Here is a 16433-nt window from a genome sequence, read left to right on the forward strand (position 1 = left end):
CGAACAGAGTAGTTAAGCCCGCCTGCGCAGATGGTACTGCAATTTGTGGGAGAGTATGTCGTCGCCTTTCTTTTAAAAACCCTATCCATATCGGATAGGGTTTTTTGTTTTTATTAATTTTTGAGAAAAAAGGAGGAAATAAAAAAAGAAAGACTACAAACTAAAAGACAAAAAAACTGTAGAATTCTACAGTAAAAGTGTCTATTCTACAGCAAAACACCGATTCTACACAATTTTACTACAACACAAAATAAGTTTTAAATACTTGATAATCAAGAGGTTGATTTATTGTTAAAGAAAAAATACTCACTTGGCATGTTTCTTTCATTATAGTAATCAGAAAACAACTATAAACAATAAAATCAAGAAATTATGAAAAATTTATTTTTAACAGCAGCATTAGTTTTAGGGTTAGGATTTAGTGCAACAGCAACGACTCTATCAGTTCAAGGAACAAGAACAGAGATCAATCAAGAGAAAGAATACAAAAAGATAGAAGCTTCAGAGGTATCTGCTGACGCTTTAAAACAAATTGGAACAAAATACGCAGGTTATACATTAGAAGAAGCTAATGTTGCTGCAGATGGTGAATACAAACTAGTATTAGCAAAAGATGGAGCTAAAGTAACAGCTCTCTTTACTGCGGCTGGAGAATTCATTAGAGAAGTATAATGAGAGATTCTTTAAAAAGAATTTAAATTGTCATGATGTGAGAGAAGAAAAAAGGAGATCGAAAGATCTCCTTTTTTTGTATTATTTTTTTTCAACAATCAGCAATTCATTGAATTGTTCAATATGTGCTAATCGAGTAATCATATAATGTTGGGAGATAAAATGTGAAATATAATCCGAATTTTGATTATTTCCTGTATGCGTTAAGTTCATCGTATTGAATAGGATATATCCTTTTGGTCTTACAAGTTTACTAGTTTGTTCGATAAATGATGTTTCAAAAAGAAAATGAGGCATTTGTGTATCTTGAAAAATATCTATAATAATTAAATCATATTGATCTTTTGTTTTGAAAACAAAAAGAGAAGCATCATCAATTACGATTTCAACATTTGGAAGAGAATCTAGGTGAAAGTATTCATTGGCAATTGTAATAATATTTTCATCAATTTCAATTCCGGTAATTTTTCCTTTGTATTGAATATCGTTGATTAAAGTTTGTATCACACTTCCACCAGCTACACCGAGTACAAGAATATGTTCCATTTCGATAATGGTGCTATAACCAATAGTTTGTAACCCTTTTTTTAGGACCCGTTGTAAGCTACCATAAGAATAATTAGTGTTTTGAGAATCCAATACTAATTTCCCATTGTTCCAGGTTACTTCTAGATTTTTACTGAAGGTTGATTTTTTTTGATATATTCTTATCGGGATAAGATAGCTCAACCATTTCTTTAGCATGTTTTTTTATCAAAAATAAGAGATTAATGTTATTTTTACGACAAATTAAAATAAGGATATGCAAAAAGTTTATAAGTGGATTTTTTATAAGTGGATGGGATGGAAAATTGTAGGGACTATAAATCCAGAAATAAAGAAATGTGTTATGATTGTTGTGCCTCATACAAGTTGGCATGATTTCTATATAGGGGTCTTTACAAGAGGTGTTATGAACTTAGAAATGAATTTCATTGCAAAGAAAGAATTATTTGTATTTCCTTTTGGTGCTTATTTTAAATGGATGGGAGGAGCAGCGATTGATAGAGTGCCTGGTCAAAATAAAGTTCAGGCTATAGCGAATGTATTTGACGATCGAGAAGTTTTTCGTTTAGCAATCGCTCCAGAAGGAACTCGTAAAAAAGTAACGGAATGGAAAACGGGATTTTATTATATAGCCTTACAGGCTAATGTTCCGATTATCCCAGTTGCCTTTAATTTTGAGCTAAAACAAGTACAAATCTCAGCGCCTTTTTATCCAACAGGTAATTTAGAAGATGATATCAAGATTCTACAAGAAAATTATAGAGGAGTGATTGGAAAAGTAAAAGAGAATAGTTTTCGGGTTGAATAGTAATAAAACAACATATTATTTTAGAATAAACCTTATATAATCCTTTTTAAGGGATTATAACTTATCTCAATGGATATGATTATTATTTTGATTAGATAATCTAATAGAACGATTCATATCGTCACTTATTTCAAATACAGGGTACTAGCTTGGGCTAAAATCTTCAAAAGTACCATCCTTGTAAAAAATAACAATTTTATGAATAGCAGAATCTCTTTTTGGGATAATGTTGTTCTGCACTTTTTCAAGAGCAATACTTTCTTTTGTTTTTTCAACATCGGACGGAGGAGCTTTTGCTTCTTCAGTATTAAATAAATTTGGAATTGCTTCTTTAATATTTTGTTTTTCAAAAATTGGAGTAGGTGAAATTTTATGTTCTATGAAATTTTCTTTTTCATATTGAACAGAATTCATCGGAAAATTTCCCTTCCCATTTAAGATCCAATACAAATCAACTTCGGGGAAAACCTCTAAAATTTTCATAATAAAATCTAAGCTTGGTTTATTCCTTCCCGAAAGGAGGTGGGATAAACTAGAACGTTGTACACCTATTTTATCTGCAAAAGAGGAGGCATTCAGATTGTAATAATCCAATACTTTTTCCAGCCTTTTTATAAATTCTTCAGTGTTTACCATTGTAAATAGCTTCCAGTCGATTAGTGATTTACAAATGTAAATATTATGAATGAAATATACTAGAACAAATGAATATTAAATCGAAAACAACTGGTTATTATTGAATATATACTTTATATAATTGTTTCTAATACACTGATAATAAATGTATTGATAAATATATTAAGAAAACAAAAATAATAGTAAAATCAAGAGTATGCAAGAGGTTATAATGCAGGTGTAAACTGTTTACAATTGTGCATAAGTCAATTGTTTTCCCTGTTTACAAATGTAAATAATAAGATGTTTACTTTTGTAAATTAAATTTTAGCATATGAATTTCGATACATTATTTGAAGCGAATAAAGAGTCATCATTACAGGGTAGGTATATTACATTAGACCACATTGAGCCATTAATAGAACGGATTAAAAAACAAGGAACAGTTTCGATTGAAGGATATTCGGTTGAGAATAGACCTATATATGTTTGTAAGTTGGGTACTGGTCAAACGAAGTTGTATATGTGGTCACAAATGCACGGTAATGAGGGTACAACTACAAAAGCACTCTTTGATTTAATTCATTTATTACTAGATCAATCAGAATTTTCAAAAAAAATATTAAATAATTTCACTTTTTGCATAATTCCTATGCTAAACCCCGATGGTTCAGCGTTATATACTCGAGAAAATGCGAATAAAGTTGACCTAAATAGAGACTCTTTTAGCTTATCTCAACCAGAAAGTAAGGTGTTAAGGGAGGTGTTTGAAAGTTTTTGGCCTGATTATTGTTTTAATCTGCACGACCAGAGAACAATATTTGCCGCAGGAGATACAAATAAGCCTGCTACAGTGTCTTTCTTGTCACCATCATATAATGAAGCGAGAGATGTTAATGAAGTTCGTTTAAAAGCGATGAATATAATAGTAGCGATGAATACTGAGTTGCAACGTTATATTCCAGGTCAAGTAGGGAGATTTGATGATTCGTTCAATATTAATTGTATTGGAGATATGTTTCAATTTTTAGGTGTTCCTACAGTCTTATTTGAAGCGGGACACTATGAAAATGATTATGAAAGAGAGATTACAAGAAAATATATTTTTATTGCGCTAGTTTCTGCGTTATCAAATGTTTACGAAAACGTTATAGTTGATAACAAAATGAATGATTATCTGAATATTCCTCAAAATAAAGCGAAATTTTATGACTTCATATACAAAAATGTCAAAATTAGCTATGATGGTAAGCAAATAATCACGAATTTTGCAGCCCAATATAAAGAGGTGTTAAACCTAGGACTGGTGGGCTTTGAAGCCCGAATACAAGAGATTGGAGAATTAGATGGTTATGTTGGCCATTTTGAATATGATGCAGAAGGAGCAGAATATGCTGATGAGAGTAAGAATTACCCTGAAATAAATCAAAAAGCTGATTTTTTATTAGGTAATAAGATCAAAGTTACTAACGGAATGTTAAAATTTTGATATTTTTCTTTTCTTTTTGGGTTTTATTTAGTTTTTTTGCTGTAAATTTAATTAAAGAATTATCAAATTATTAATATATACTTTATGAGTAAGTTTCGTTTAGATGAAGTTGATCACCAAATTTTGGACATGTTGATTGACAATACAAGGGTTCCGTTTACAGATATCGCAAAAAAATTATTGATTTCTGCGGGTACGGTACACGTGAGAGTGAAAAAAATGGAAGATGCTGGGATTATAACGGGTTCCTCATTAACGTTAGATTATGAGAAATTAGGTTATTCTTTTATCGCGTATGTTGGGGTATTCTTACACAACACTTCTCAAACAAAATTTGTATTAGAACGTATCAATGACATTCCGTTTGTAACAGTAGCACACGTTACTACAGGTAAGTTCAATATCTTCTGTAAGATTAGAGCTATGGATACTAAACATGCAAAAGAAGTCATCTTCATGATTGATGATATTGATGGAGTATATAGAACAGAAACTATGATTTCATTGGAAGAAAGTATTAACGATAAAAAGCGTTTAATGCATACTATCTTTAAAAATATGTAATTTTTTTCCAAAAAATAAATATATTAAAAACCTCAAATTGTAGAATTTGAGGTTTTTTTTTGCTATTTTAATAAAAAAATTTCAAGTATGTATAGCCCTACTAAAATGGATAGTTTCGATCAAAATGTTCGATTGAAATATCAGTTATTTAATAGTATATTTATCACTCTACCGTTTGATTTTATTGGAAATACGGGTGTTTTGCTACCATTATTCACAGAAGTTTGCGAAACAGGATTTAAAAATCATTGGAATCCCAAGGAAATTGTTAATTTTTTCGCGGAAAAATACTTAGATAATCCTACTGAAAACGATAAGATAGATCTAATGTTTCTCTTTATTCAATATATTGAGCGTCAAGTTGTACTATTCGATGCTATTGAAGACGCGACCTTCTCTGTTGTTAATAATATGGAAGGACGCGGATCTTTAATACATATTAAAGAAAGAGCCGAATCAGAGAACAAAATGAGCGAATTAAGAGCTTTTTTTAATGAGTTTCAAGTACGCACGGTATTAACTGCTCATCCCACTCAATTTTATCCAGGTTCAGTGCTCGGAATTATTACCGATTTAACTACAGCTATTAAGCAAAACGACTTAAATAAGATCAAGCAATTATTAGCACAATTGGGAAAAACTCCCTTTATACAACATGAAAAACCAACTCCTTATGATGAAGCTGTAAGCTTAATTTGGTATTTGGAGAATGTATTCTATGAAACTTCAGGAGAGATCATTCAGTTTATTCAGAATAATATCAATAACGGAGAATTAATTGATAATTCTATTATTAATTTAGGGTTCTGGCCTGGAGGTGATCGTGATGGAAATCCATTTGTTACTACCGAAATAACAATGAAAGTGGCAAATCGATTACGTACTTCAATTTTAAAATGCTATTATAGAGATATTCGTAAATTAAAGAGAAAGCTAACTTTTTTAAAGATAGATGCTTTAATAACCGAACTTGAACAAAAACTTTATCGTTCTGTTTTCTATTCTCAAGGTGAAATTTATATTACATTGGAAGAATTCAAGATGAAATTATTGATGATTCGTGATATATTGATTGAAGAACAACAGTCATTATATTTAGATGATTTGGAAGATTTGATTAATAAAGTGAATCTGTTTGGATTCTACTTTGCTACTTTGGATATTCGTCAGAATAGTGCAATTCATAATGTTGTATTTAAAAATATAGTGGAAGAAGTTTCTAAAAGAAATCTAGGTTATTTCCCTTCGGATTATGCAACATCTACAGAAGAAGTCAAATTGGAAGTATTAGCTGCTGTCAATGGAAACATTGAGGCGAGTTGGTTTGAAGATGAGATAACAAAATCAACTGTAGAGTCTATTTTTGCAATGAAGGCAATTCAGAAAGAAAATGGAGAATTTGGAGCAAATCGTTATATTATTAGTAACAATGAAAGCGCATTAAATGTGTTAGAAGCATATAGTATGTTCCGTCTTTGTGGATGGGAACAACCTACTGTAGATGTCATTCCGTTATTTGAAACGGTAGATGATTTACAGAATGCCGATAAGATTATGCGTAAATTATATGAGAATAGAGCGTATAGTGAGCATTTGGTTGCTAGAGGAAAACAGCAAACAATTATGCTTGGTTTTTCAGATGGGACTAAAGATGGAGGATATTTAATGGCTAATTGGAGTATTTATAAAGCCAAGGAAGCATTGACGAAGATATCAAGAGAATATGGTATAAAAGTAGTGTTCTTTGATGGTCGCGGAGGACCACCAGCCCGTGGAGGCGGAAAAACACATAAGTTTTATGCTTCATTGGGACCTAATATTGAAAATCAGCAGATTCAAATAACTATTCAGGGGCAAACGATTAGTTCTAATTTTGGGACATTAGATTCTTGTCGCTATAATTTAGAGAATCTATTCAGTGCAGGGGTTACAAATGATATATTCAACACAGGAAATCATCAATTATCTGAAAATGATGCTCAAGTATTAGAGAACCTTTCACAAATTAGTTTCAAGAAGTATATTGATTTTAAGGAACATCCTAAATTTATTCCATATTTGGATAAAATGAGTACTTTAAAATACTATGCTAAAACCAATATTGGTAGCCGTCCATCCAAACGTAGTAAGTCAGACCAGCTTGATTTCAAGGATTTAAGAGCAATACCTTTTGTGGGATCATGGAGTCAATTAAAGCAAAACGTACCGGGTTTCTTTGGTGTAGGCAGTGCCTTGAAACATTATGAAGATCAAAATAAATGGAGTGATGTTCAGGCATTATATACTCATTCTTTATTTTTCAAAACGCTAATTGAAAACAGTATGATGTCATTGGCTAAATCATTTTTTCCCTTGACAGCTTACATGAAAGAAGATCCTGAGTTTGGAGAATTTTGGCAAATTATCTATGATGAATTTTTAGAGACTCAACGTTTATTGTTGAAAATAACAGGATATAAAACACTAATGGAGAATTATCCAGATAGTAAAGCTTCTATTGAAGTAAGAGAGCATATTGTATTGCCATTGTTAACAATACAGCAATATGCATTATTGAAAATTAATGAATTAAATAAAGAATCACAACCTGATGATGCATTGATTAAAGTTTTTGAAAAAATTGTAATGCGCTCACTTTTCGGGAATATTAATGCTAGTAGAAATTCAGCTTAAACTAAAAATATAACAATGAAACTAAACGAAATATCAACTACGGAATATGGATCTTACTATAATACGTATATCTCAAAATTAGGTGAAGTAGAATTATTAGATGGATTAAAAGAGGGATTAGCCGATTTCCATAGTTTTGTAAAAAGTATTCCAAGTGATAAATATGGATACCGTTATGCAGAAGGAAAATGGGATTTAAAAGAAATCATTCAACATATTATTGATACCGAAAGAGTTTTTGCCTATCGAGCCATGTGTATTTCTAGAGGAGATCAAACATCATTTCCTGGTTTTGATGAAAATAGTTATGCGAATCATGCCATAGTAGAACATAGAAGGATGGAAGATTTAATTGAGGAATTTGATTTAGTGCGAAAATCAACGATTGCTTTATTGCGTTCTTTAAAAGAAAAAGAACTAGCGATTATTGGAACTGCATCAAACACTCCAGCTTCGCCAAGAGCAATTGGTTTTATAATTTTGGGACATCAATTACACCATAGCAGAGTTTTTAATGAAAGATATTTGTAGACATTTCTATGAAAAAATAAATTAAGGCTCAGTTTTTGTTATTTTAAGAGTATCATTAAAATCATTCCTATGAAAAAGAAAGCATTTACCCTTGAATTGAGAAACCCATGTACAGAGAATTTGGATGGAATGACTAAAAATAGTCAAGGATTTTATTGTGATTCTTGTAAAAAGAACGTGTTAGATTTCACTGAAAAAACGGATCAGGAAATTACAACGATTGTTTCATCTATGAATGGAGCTAGTTTTTGTGCAAAATTAAGGCCTTATCATTTAGAACAAAATTTTGAATACTATGAAGAAAATAATAATAGTTTAAAGTATGCCGCTGCAATGGCTGCTTCAGTATTATTAGCTTCAGGTGTTAGTGCACAATCACAAAAAGCAGTTCATCAAACAGAGCAAGCAAGTGTTTTGAAAAATGATACAGAAAAGTTAAATCCAAATTTTGAGAAAAAAACGGAAAAAGAACGTTCTGTATTATTGAAAGGAAGGTTAATTGATAGCCGAACAAATTTGCCTTTGGATGCAAAAAAGTACAATAATATAACTTTGAGAATAGATAGTTCACAACAAACGATTAATGTAAAAGCTGCTTCTGGGGAATTTATTTTACCGATGAAATTGCAACCAAATCAGAAATCAGTTACTATTGAAATATATGCTAATGATTATAATGGAACAAAGCAAATTGAATTGAATTTGAAAAATTTAAAAGGATCGACTTTAGTTCAGAATATTAAAATAAATCCTGAAAAAGAATTATTTCAAGCAGTAATTGCTGGAGGGATTGGAATGGTTCCTGTCGTTAAGGATCCTCCTAAAAAGGTGACTATAACGTTAGGTAGAATCAAGGCGGTACCACCTACATCAGAAGAAATCAAATTAAAAAGTAAAGAATAATATAGGAGAGGGTTGTTGAGATTATTATTTCAACAGCCCTTTTTTCCAATCGTTAAGTTTGGATTCAAAAGGAACAGTATTAGCTGGGCTTGTAGATGGCATTTGAAAATATTCAATTCCATCCAGTTGACCAAATTTCTTTATAAAGTATTTATGACTTTCCTTTCCGTTGAATAAGATTCGTTTGATGTTTGGATATTGAGTGAATAAAGCGACAAAATCATTTTCTTTTTGGTTTTTAATGTGAATATCCAAACTTCCTTTTCTCTCACAACTGGATAATGTATCCCATAATCCTAATTGTTGTTGTTGTAGAAATGCTATTTTTTTATCAAAATCCAAAGGAACACTATCTTTTCCAAAGGTTGTAAAGATGATTTTCCAGAATTGGTTACGAACATTACCATAGTATTCTCTTTTATTCAAAGAAATTTCACCCGGCATTGTACCTAAAATTAATGTATTGGTTTCCGAATTTACAATAGGTAAAAAGGATTCCTTGAAATGTTCAGTGGATGGATTTCTATCTTCTTTCATGATTAATTAAGAAATAGGTAAAATATCACAGAACCAAAACCCCTTAGTTTTTATTTCAGATGGAAGAGAACAGTCGGAATTAGTTTTTATTTCCAATGGTTTGTACACTTTTTCACCAATGATAAAAGGGATTTTCTTTTTAAATATAGGTCCGTCGTAACAAAAGGTATGGTATTCTCCATTTTCTCCGCAAGGATCAACCTCTTCAGGTAATTGCTGTATGAAATCAGTATCGATAATTTTCCCCACCCAATTTTCATCCAAATAAGCATCATTTGTACAACAAAGTATACTTTTGAATCCTTTGTGGATAAAATCATGAAGAATAAATATAGTATTCATTTTCCAAAGTGGAAAAATAGCTTTCATGCCAATTTTTTCCATATTTTTTTCGCGGTATGCTCTAAGGTCTTCTAGGAAAATATCCCCAAAGATTACATTTTCAATACCTTCAGCCTTTGCTTGAAGCAAAATAGCTTCCATTTTTTGTTCATATTCATTATTTGTTCCTTCAGAAACATGAACCGTTAGTAAGGGTATACCGATAGATTGCACTTGTAGTTGAAGCATGGAATTTCGTACACCATGCATAGAAATTCTTTCAAAATCGCCATTTAATGTTGTTAGAAGATAACGAACATCAAATAATTTTTCGGTAATTACTTTGTCTAAACAGTAAGAAGAATCCTTTCCTCCGCTCCAACAAAATATAGCTTTCGGTATTTCCATGTGGTATTATTGGATTATGTTACTCATTTTTCTGTTCTTTTTCAAGGACTGCCAGTGCTAATCGAATCTTATCGTATGAAATTTGTTCTTCACAATAATCATAATAAGGTTTCAAAGCAGCCGGATTTTCTAAAGCAATTTGCGCAGCTTTAATTTTAGCGACTTCTTCATGAGTTACAAAAGCAAATAAATCAATCGCATGTCCATCGACATACAATTTAGCTAAATGCGACATAATAGTATTAAAATTTAACTTTCTTTTTTCAGCAATTTCTTCAGGAGAAAATCCTGCTTCATATAAAGTAAGTGTTTCTTTGAAAGTATTGATTTTACGAGGTTTTGCTTTCTTCTCTTTTTGAAAATTAATAATAGCTTGAATGAATGGTTCTCCATATTTTTCCATTTTGGAACGACCCACACCGTCAATTGTTAGAAATTCATCATCACTCATTGGTCTTTCAATTTCCATTTGACGTAATGTAGCATCATTAAAGATGATATAAGCGGGAACATCTTCCTCTAAAGCAAGTTCATATCTGATTTTTCGTAGAATTTCAAAGAGACTACTTGGAGTATTTTTCTTCGGGACAGATTTAGTTTCTGTTTTTTCAAATGTAATAGGATGAGCTTTGGTCAATTGTACTTTTTCCCCTTCAAACAATACTTTTTTTGCAAAAGCAGTCAACCGAATTTTATTTTGTTTGTGAAACGCAATTTCACAGTATCCTAAATTAATCAATTGTATTAGGTATTGGTTCCAGTCTTGCCAAGCAATATCATGACCAATCCCATAGGTCTTTAAATTTTGATAACCATTGTCATAAATAGAAGCATTTTTTGAACCTCTTAAAAAATCGACAATAACTCCTAAAGTTTCATTTTCTTGAAGTCGAACGATAGCCGATAAAGCTTTTTGTGTGATAACAGTACCGTCAAAGAATTCAGGTGGATTTAAACAAACGTCACAGTTTCCGCAATCTTCCTGTATAAGTTCTCCAAAATAACTCAATAATATTTTTCTACGACAACTCAAAGCATCAGCATATTGTTTCATTCGATCCAATTTGGCTAATTGTACTTCGGAATTGGATGCACTAGAAGCAAATTGTTGCAATTGAATTACATCACCATAGCTTTGAAATAATATAGTTTCGGAAGGAAGCCCGTCACGACCAGCACGACCAATTTCTTGATAATAACCTTCAATATTTTTCGGTAAATTATAATGAATAACCCAACGTACATTAGATTTGTCAATTCCCATTCCGAAAGCAATGGTGGCACAAACTACCTGAATTGTATCATTTATAAATTGATCCTGTGTTTTGGAACGCTCATCATATTCTAATCCTGCATGATATGCTTTGGCATTAATTCCTGCTTTTTGCAATTTTTCGGCAAGCTCTTCCGTATTTTTTCTACTCAGGCAATAAATAATACCTGAATCATTCGTTCGGTCATCAATGAAATCAATGATTTGTTTCACTCTATTTTGAGAAGATCGAACTTCAAGACTTAAGTTTTGACGATCAAATGAGGCGACAAAACGTTCTGGATTAACGAGGTTAAGCTGATTAACAATGTCTTCTCGCGTTGCTTTATCTGCTGTGGCTGTTAAAGCAAGGATTGGAGTAGAAGGGAAGCGGTTTTTTAAATAGCCTAAATTAGTGTAGGCAGGTCTGAAATCATGACCCCAAGAAGAAATACAATGTGCTTCATCAATAGCAATTAAGCTGATTGTGAGCTGATTAAATATAATATCCAGATATGATAAACTTTCTGGAGCGATATAAAGTAACTTTAGTGTATTGTTTCTTAAATGATCGAAAATGGTATCTCGCTCTTCTGTTGTTTGGCTACTATTAATATAAGAAGCGGCTATTCCATTGGCTTTTAAACTATCTACTTGATCTTTCATTAAAGCAATCAAAGGAGATATAACAATAGTAATTCCAGGTAAAATTAGAGCGGGCAATTGAAAACAAATTGATTTTCCACCACCAGTAGGCATGATTACAATTCCATCTTTTTTCTCAAGAATAGTCGTAATAATTGATTCTTGTAATGGTCTGAATTTTTCATAACCAAAATTTTCTTTAAGAAGAACATGTAAGTCTTTCGTTGTAATCATTTGTATAATCTATTGTCAATAATTAATAAAAAAAGGAACTCGATAGAGTTCCTTTTTTTATACATTCCATAAAAACGGATTTAATCTTCGTCAGATTCTTCGTCAGTTTCGATAACTTCTTCAGTTTCTTCTTCTTCATCGTCTTGCTCATCATCATCGGCAATATCAATCCCTTTCAATACATCTAGTGTATCTACGCTTTCGATATCGTCATCATCTTCGAAGTTCTCAATTCTGTCGGCAAGTTTAGTACTTACTTTTACCAAAAAGATGGTATCTTCAGTTCTAACTTCTACAGCTTCGATTGTTTCATTTTTTGCATTTTTAAAACGGATAATGTTCGAATCGTCATATCCATCAGGAAATCTTTCTACCAATAAGGTTAAGATTTCGTTCGTTAATTTAGCATAATCAACAATAACTCTTTTCATAAAACGGCTATAAATCTAATAAATAAGCAAAAATTAGTGGTGCAACAATTGTTGCATCCGATTCGATAACAAATTTAGGAGTTTTAATATCTAATTTACCCCAAGTAATTTTCTCATTTGGAACAGCTCCAGAGTAAGATCCATAACTTGTTGTTGAATCAGAAATTTGACAGAAATAGCTCCAGAATGGTACATCATGCATTTCCATATCTTGGTACAACATTGGTACAACACAAATAGGGAAATCTCCTGCGATACCTCCACCGATTTGGAAGAAACCAACACCGTTTTGACTGTTTTTTGAATACCAGTCAGCCAAGAAAGTCATGTATTCAATACCTGATTTCATAGTGCTTGCTTTCAATTCTCCTTTTATTACATAAGAAGCAAAGATGTTACCCATAGTACTATCTTCCCATCCTGGTACAATAATAGGTAGATTTTTCTCAGCAGCAGCATACATCCAGCTATCTTTTAAGTCAATCTCATAATATTCTTCAAGAACACCTGATAATAACATTTTGTACATAAATTCATGAGGTAAGAAACGCTCACCATTGTCGTCAGCATCTTTCCAGATTTTATAAATATGTTTTTGTAAACGTCTGAACGCTTCGTGCTCAGGAATACAAGTATCAGTAACTCTATTTAATCCTCTTTCTAATAAGTCCCATTCTTCTTGTGGCGTTAAATCACGATAGTTAGGAACTCTTTCATAATGAGAGTGTGCAACCAAGTTCATAATATCTTCTTCAAGATTAGCTCCTGTACAAGAAATAATTTGAACTTTATCTTGTCTAATCATTTCAGCGAAAATTTTTCCTATTTCTGCAGTACTCATCGCACCTGCTAGGGTAACCATCATTTTCGCACCATTCTGTAATTGTTGCTCATAGGCTTTAGCCGCATCAACTACTGTTGCAGAATTGAAATGTAGGTAGTACTTTTCAATAAACTGACTGATTGGTCCTTTACTCATTTTTTCTATGTTTGTTGTATTCAATTAATTTTTCAAAAATAAATTATTTTTTGTCATAACCTAAAATTTTCAGCACTTCTTCTGCATTTTGTTGCTCTGAAAACACCTCAGTTGCCAAAATTCCATTTTCATCACGATCAATTAAGATGTGTTTTGGCTGTGGAATTAAACAGTGGTGCAATCCTCCGTAACCTCCTATGGTTTCTTGGTAAGCTCCAGTGTTAAAGAATCCAATATATAATGGTTTTTCTTTATTGTATTTAGGTAAGTAAATTGCATTCATATTTTGTTCAGAGTTGTAATAATCATCACTATCACAAGTCATACCTCCTAAAAGGACTCTCTCGTATTGATCATTCCAACGGTTGATGGCCAACATTACAAAACGCTTGTTGATTGCCCAAGTATCTGGTAAAGTTGTAATGAAAGAAGAATCGATCATATTCCATTTCTCTCTGTCATTTTGTTGCTTTTGGTAAAGGATTTGGTAGATTGCTCCACCGCTTTCTCCTACAGTAAAAGAACCAAATTCTGTAAAAATATTAGGAACATCAACATCTGCTTCTTCACAAGAAATCTTAATTTGATTAATGATTTCATCAATCATATATTGATAATCGTATTCGAATGCCAATGAGTTTTTGATAGGGAAACCACCACCAATGTTCAAGCTGTCTAAAGTAGGGCATTCTTTTTTCAAAGAAACATATACTTTTAAACATTTTGATAATTCATTCCAATAATAGGATGTATCGCGAATACCTGTATTAATAAAGAAGTGTAACATTTTTAGTTCCACATTCTTATTCTCTTTAATCTCTTTTTTGTAAAAAGGAACAATGTTTTTGTATCCAATTCCCAAACGGCTAGTATAGAACTCGAACTTAGGTTCTTCTTCTGCTGCAATTCGGATTCCGATTTTTAATTTGCTTGGGATCACATTTTGTAATAAATCCAATTCCTCATAGTTGTCAATGATTGGAATTGTTTTAGTATGACCACCGTTTATTAATCGGGCAATGTTCTCAATATATTGGTCTCTTTTAAAACCATTACAGATTACATAAGTATTTTTATTGATTTTCCCAGATTCTAATAATCGTTCTACAATATTTACATCAAATGCAGAAGACGTTTCGATATGGATGTTATTTTTGAAAGCTTCATTCATAATGTATTCAAAATGAGAGCTTTTTGTGCAATAGCAATAGTAGTATTTACCTTCATATTTGTTCTTTTCCATTGCATTTCTAAACCATTCTTTGGCTTTTTTAATGTTGTTGGAAATCTGAGGTAAATACGTGAATTTTAATGGAGTTCCGTATTGTTCAACCAAATTCATCAAATCGATATTGTGAAATTGTAGGTTGTCTTTATTTAACTTGAATTCTTCTTGAGGGAAGTAGAAAGTTTGATTTATTAGGTCGAAATATTTTGTGTTCATTATATTTTTCGAGTTTTAAATAAGTATTAGATGTAAAATAAAAATAGAGTACTCTAAACTTTTCAAACTCGAATATTTGCATAAACGATGGGCAACTTCTCCTGATAAGTATTTGTGTATTGAAAAATATCAAAATTTAAAATGTTATTAATCCCAAATGCGATACGCTGCCGACGGGACAAAATCTTATTTTGCCTGTCGTTACAGAAGGTAATTAATAGTGTATTTTTAATTTTTTTCATCGTGGCAAATGTAAAAAATATTATAACTGATATGCAACCATTTTTATTAAAATAATACTAAGATTTATAATCTAAAAATGCTGCGTTAATGGTTTCATTTTCAACGTTTTGATCGAGAATAATTTTTCCGATATTTTCAATCAATGCAAATTGAATCTTGCCGAATTCATTTTTCTTGTCGTGAATCAGTAAATCCAATATGGGTTCGATGTCATTTTCATCAAAATGAACGGTATTAAAAATAGCTTTAATTGTGTTCTTAATTTGATTATACTGTGTTAAATTTAGGTAATTTTTTTGCAACGACAAGTACGATTCTAAAATCATTCCAACAGCAATTGCTTCTCCATGTAATAAAGTAGTTTTATTTTCATTTTCTAAAAAATAAGATTCTATTGCATGTCCTAGTGTATGTCCAAAATTTAATGCTTTACGAATACCATTTTCTCTTGGATCCTGCATTACAATTGTATTTTTGATTACAACAGATTCATAAATTAATTCATCCAAGTCATCAAAATTAAGTGTCGTTAGATCTAAAAATTTATTCCAATAATTCTGATCAAATATTAATCCATGCTTCAACATTTCAGCCAAACCCGATCGCATTTCAGCTTGCGGTAGTGTTTCCAGATAATGTGTATCGATTAGAACCATTAAAGGAGTGTTGATTACGCCAATTTGATTTTTTAAATTTCCTAAATCAACTCCTGTTTTTCCACCTACAGATGCATCAACCATCGATAGGAGAGTAGTAGGAATATTAATGAAGTCAATACCACGTTTAAAAGTAGAAGCGACAAATCCTCCTAAATCAGTTACTACGCCACCGCCCAGATTAATCATAAGACTCTTACGATCGCCACCTAGTTCGGTTAATACATTCCAAATACCGACACAGGTTTCGATATTCTTATAGGCTTCGCCTGCATCAAACTCTACGATTTCAATTTCAGCTTCGGTTGCGATATACGGTAATAATATTGGTAAACAATATTCGTTAGTATGACTGTCAACTAAAATGAAGATTTTAGAATAGGTTTTATTTTGCAGTTGTGCGTTTAAAGCTTCATAAGCCGATTCATTAAAATAAATGGAGTAATTATTGGCTTGAATTGGATGCATAAGACTAAAAATTA

16 protein-coding genes are annotated in these 16433 nt (G+C 31.6%); 7 read left to right on the forward strand and 9 right to left on the reverse strand.

What is annotated here, in order from left to right; translation table 11 throughout:
- Positions 1 to 372 precede the first annotated feature (372 nt).
- On the forward strand, positions 373 to 672 hold the full coding sequence (locus tag P6733_RS02565; RefSeq protein WP_306350034.1) for a hypothetical protein: 300 nt from the start codon (positions 373 to 375) through the stop codon (positions 670 to 672).
- Positions 673 to 753: 81 nt separating this feature from the next.
- On the opposite strand, the gene P6733_RS02570 is transcribed toward P6733_RS02565, so the two are convergent.
- The gene (locus P6733_RS02570) at positions 754 to 1416 is read right to left on the reverse strand and encodes a spermidine synthase (RefSeq protein WP_306350035.1); all 663 of its coding nucleotides are present in this window, start codon (positions 1414 to 1416) and stop codon (positions 754 to 756) included.
- A gap of 58 nt (positions 1417 to 1474) precedes the next feature.
- Between P6733_RS02570 and P6733_RS02575 the strand changes: the two genes are divergently transcribed.
- Positions 1475 to 2026, forward strand: coding sequence for a 1-acyl-sn-glycerol-3-phosphate acyltransferase (locus tag P6733_RS02575; RefSeq protein WP_306350036.1), 552 nt, complete (start codon positions 1475 to 1477; stop codon positions 2024 to 2026).
- A gap of 144 nt (positions 2027 to 2170) precedes the next feature.
- Here the strand turns inward: P6733_RS02575 and P6733_RS02580 are convergent, their stop codons facing one another.
- Positions 2171 to 2662: a helix-turn-helix domain-containing protein gene (locus P6733_RS02580; RefSeq protein ID WP_306350037.1), complete on the reverse strand. Its 492-nt coding sequence runs from the start codon at positions 2660 to 2662 to the stop codon at positions 2171 to 2173.
- A 313-nt stretch (positions 2663 to 2975) separates the two neighbouring features.
- Between P6733_RS02580 and P6733_RS02585 the strand changes: the two genes are divergently transcribed.
- The 5 genes from P6733_RS02585 (at position 2976) to P6733_RS02605 (ending at position 8801) form a co-directional block, all read left to right on the forward strand.
- A complete protein-coding gene (locus P6733_RS02585; RefSeq protein WP_306350038.1) occupies positions 2976 to 4130 on the forward strand; it encodes a M14 family metallopeptidase in 1155 nt (384 codons plus the stop codon).
- An 84-nt stretch (positions 4131 to 4214) separates the two neighbouring features.
- A complete protein-coding gene (locus P6733_RS02590) occupies positions 4215 to 4694 on the forward strand; it encodes an Lrp/AsnC family transcriptional regulator (RefSeq protein WP_306350039.1) in 480 nt (159 codons plus the stop codon).
- 87 nt (positions 4695 to 4781) lie between these two features.
- Positions 4782 to 7367, forward strand: a complete 2586-nt coding sequence (locus P6733_RS02595) for a phosphoenolpyruvate carboxylase (RefSeq protein ID WP_306350040.1) — start codon at positions 4782 to 4784, stop codon at positions 7365 to 7367.
- A 15-nt stretch (positions 7368 to 7382) separates the two neighbouring features.
- A complete protein-coding gene (locus P6733_RS02600; protein ID WP_306350041.1) occupies positions 7383 to 7898 on the forward strand; it encodes a DinB family protein in 516 nt (171 codons plus the stop codon).
- 69 nt (positions 7899 to 7967) lie between these two features.
- Positions 7968 to 8801 carry a hypothetical protein gene (locus tag P6733_RS02605; RefSeq protein ID WP_306350042.1) on the forward strand — a complete coding sequence of 278 codons (834 nt, stop codon included), beginning with the start codon at positions 7968 to 7970 and terminating at the stop codon, positions 8799 to 8801.
- 24 nt (positions 8802 to 8825) lie between these two features.
- Here the strand turns inward: P6733_RS02605 and P6733_RS02610 are convergent, their stop codons facing one another.
- The 7 genes from P6733_RS02610 to aroB all read right to left on the reverse strand — a co-directional run bounded on the left by P6733_RS02610 (position 8826) and on the right by aroB (position 16419).
- Positions 8826 to 9338, reverse strand: a complete 513-nt coding sequence (locus tag P6733_RS02610) for a DNA-deoxyinosine glycosylase (RefSeq protein WP_306350043.1) — start codon at positions 9336 to 9338, stop codon at positions 8826 to 8828.
- 6 nt (positions 9339 to 9344) lie between these two features.
- Positions 9345 to 10067, reverse strand: a complete 723-nt coding sequence (locus P6733_RS02615; protein ID WP_306350044.1) for a Dph6-related ATP pyrophosphatase — start codon at positions 10065 to 10067, stop codon at positions 9345 to 9347.
- A 19-nt stretch (positions 10068 to 10086) separates the two neighbouring features.
- Positions 10087 to 12198 carry a DNA helicase RecQ gene (recQ, locus tag P6733_RS02620; protein WP_306350045.1) on the reverse strand — a complete coding sequence of 704 codons (2112 nt, stop codon included), beginning with the start codon at positions 12196 to 12198 and terminating at the stop codon, positions 10087 to 10089.
- An 80-nt stretch (positions 12199 to 12278) separates the two neighbouring features.
- A complete protein-coding gene (locus P6733_RS02625) occupies positions 12279 to 12629 on the reverse strand; it encodes a DNA primase (RefSeq protein WP_306350046.1) in 351 nt (116 codons plus the stop codon).
- Between the two features lie 7 nt (positions 12630 to 12636).
- On the reverse strand, positions 12637 to 13608 hold the full coding sequence (locus P6733_RS02630; protein ID WP_306350047.1) for a deoxyhypusine synthase family protein: 972 nt from the start codon (positions 13606 to 13608) through the stop codon (positions 12637 to 12639).
- Positions 13609 to 13651: 43 nt separating this feature from the next.
- Positions 13652 to 15052, reverse strand: coding sequence for an arginine decarboxylase (locus P6733_RS02635; protein ID WP_306350048.1), 1401 nt, complete (start codon positions 15050 to 15052; stop codon positions 13652 to 13654).
- 299 nt (positions 15053 to 15351) lie between these two features.
- Entirely contained in the window at positions 15352 to 16419 is a 1068-nt protein-coding gene (gene aroB, locus P6733_RS02640) for a 3-dehydroquinate synthase (RefSeq protein ID WP_306350049.1), read from the reverse strand.
- Between the last annotated feature and the right edge of the window lie 14 nt (positions 16420 to 16433).

It is taken from the genome of Flavobacterium aerium (assembly GCF_030766725.1).
Classification (GTDB): Bacteria; Bacteroidota; Bacteroidia; order Flavobacteriales; family Flavobacteriaceae; genus Flavobacterium; species Flavobacterium aerium.